Source organism: Candidatus Kurthia intestinigallinarum (genome assembly GCF_003991225.1).
In the GTDB taxonomy this organism is placed as follows: domain Bacteria; phylum Bacillota; class Bacilli; order Bacillales_A; family Planococcaceae; genus Kurthia; species Kurthia populi.
Genome location: NZ_JTFC01000199.1, coordinates 1 through 1,996, shown reverse-complemented (window position 1 = coordinate 1,996; position 1,996 = coordinate 1). Strand labels below are relative to the sequence as shown.

General features: G+C 29.6%; 2 protein-coding genes. One reads left to right on the top strand and one right to left on the bottom strand.

The window, feature by feature from the left end; genetic code table 11:
• Nucleotides 1-27: 27 nt before the first annotated feature.
• Complete coding sequence (locus QI30_RS19780) at nucleotides 28-819, bottom strand: abortive infection family protein (protein WP_126992141.1); 792 nt, start codon at nucleotides 817-819, stop codon at nucleotides 28-30.
• Between the two features lie 239 nt (nucleotides 820-1,058).
• Here QI30_RS19780 and QI30_RS19775 point away from each other — a divergent pair, with 239 nt between their 5' ends.
• Entirely contained in the window at nucleotides 1,059-1,781 is a 723-nt protein-coding gene (locus tag QI30_RS19775) for a hypothetical protein (protein ID WP_126992138.1), read from the top strand.
• The last annotated feature ends 215 nt before the right edge of the window (nucleotides 1,782-1,996 follow it).

Below are 1,996 nucleotides of genomic sequence, written 5' to 3'. Positions count from 1 at the left end.
CTCTTTTCCTACCAGTTGTGTAGAGACCTAAAAAGCATACTCTGCATCCATTTCAATTTCATCAACAAATTTCAAAAGTGAGATGACATGATTGCAAATCAATTTACTCTCATTCTTATTTAAAATTACATTGTCATGAGCATAACTTTCCGTATTTCTAACATGATTAAAGTTATTTAATACATTCATGTTCGCCTTAATAATTTGAAGAGTCATGTTTGATTGAACCCGACCAGAGGCTTCTAAATACTTTTGATATTTAGAAAACAATGTATGTAATGCGTCCTTCTGTTCATAAGCAATTCTATGTTTTTGACACAATGCTCTAAAGTATCTAACACTAAAAGTATGTAATCTATCTAAAGCTAATTCTGGCTGACCACCTAGTAATTTTTCTTTGATTTCAGCAGATAAAATTTGAATAGATTGATAATTTAAAACATCTACACTTATAATTGAATTAAGATCTTCAACTAAATTAGTCCCTTGTAAAATATCTAACGCCTTTTTACATTTTTCGTGTAAAAGTAACTCTTCATCACTAAACTCTTGACCATACGCTTGCTTATTCTCAAACCAATAAGCTAACATATCTGATAATAATTTATGAGTAATGTAGTCATCTTCTTTTTGCCAAAACAGTCGCAATCTCTTCGCTTTCGATAATGGAGCATTATATTGTCCATCAAAAATATCAATACCCGTTGATTCTAAAATAAAATTCTGAAAGGTCCTGTCGCTAAAATTTAATACATAACCTGTTTCCATCCCGAAAAGCTTTTCAAATAAACTAGTTTCTTTAATCTTTAACGAGCTCATTTCTCTCCCCCTACAAGTTGAAATTATACAAACATACGCTCTATTTATTATACCATCATCAACCTTAAACAAGCATTATTTTTTAAGGTCGAGAGAAGGAAAAGACTTCACATATTTTATTAGTCAATCCTCTTTCGTCATTGTAAAATATAGGGAGAAATAAATCGAAAGGTTTGATTTATATTTTATCCTTTTTAGAAAATGAACTGATTGCAATTTTAGCAGTCTTAGGGATTATTGTGCCTGCTTTATTTACGCTTTTCAGTGTAAATAATTATACGTCCTTTGATCGTAAATTAGTCCCTCGTAATAAAAGCTCTATCATTTATGTTAAACAGTTAATCGGAACATTTCTTTATATCATCCCGCTATTTATTGGTTCAGCTTATTATTTTGCTTTTCTCGGCTACAAATTCACTGGATTTATTATTATTTATTCAGTTATCTATCTAATATTCACAATCTATTTAGTGAGCAAAATTATTTCCCTTTGGAAATGGTGTACAAAACATATTGCGATTTTTACACCACGGCCAAAATTATTTAACCTAAATGAACAATATAAAATACATTTGACCATACTATTTACATACGCGATTTTAACTGCCCTCGCAGTAGGCCATTTAAAAACAAAAGAAGTTGCGATTCTGACAACTGAATTTTTAATACAAGCACTTATATTTTCAGTTGTTGATTTTATAATTTGTCTTGTAATCTTATTGCCATTATTCAATCGTAGCAATTCTGTAGATTACAAATTAATCTATGACAATGAACTAATCGATTCTGCTTCATTAAAAACAATTACCGAGAGTCAACCTTTAATTTTGGAATATTACTTAAATGAAACCACCTCTGTCTATAAGACCGAGAATTTAAAATATCGTATAATACGCTATTCTAACAGTAATGAGCCACCTCACTATACTGTTTACGAACTACTAGAAAAACTAGAAACATAGAAATGTCTAAAATTCAGAAATAAAGAGGTAAATAGAATAATTTAGAGAATTACTAATTTAATAAGGTTAACCAGTTAACCTTTAATATATCAATAACTTTTAGTTAACTTGGAGGAATTCAAATGGCAGATAAAACATTTGGTTTTAAAGTAAGCGATGAAGATTACGAACGTGCAAAATTCTTAATTGAAACAAGTGGACTTTCATCAAAAGAA

Coding starts and splice junctions, on each gene's coding strand:
- QI30_RS19780 (WP_126992141.1), bottom strand. CDS start 819: ATGAGCTCGTTAAAGATTAAAGAAACTAGTTTATTTGAAAAGCTTTTC.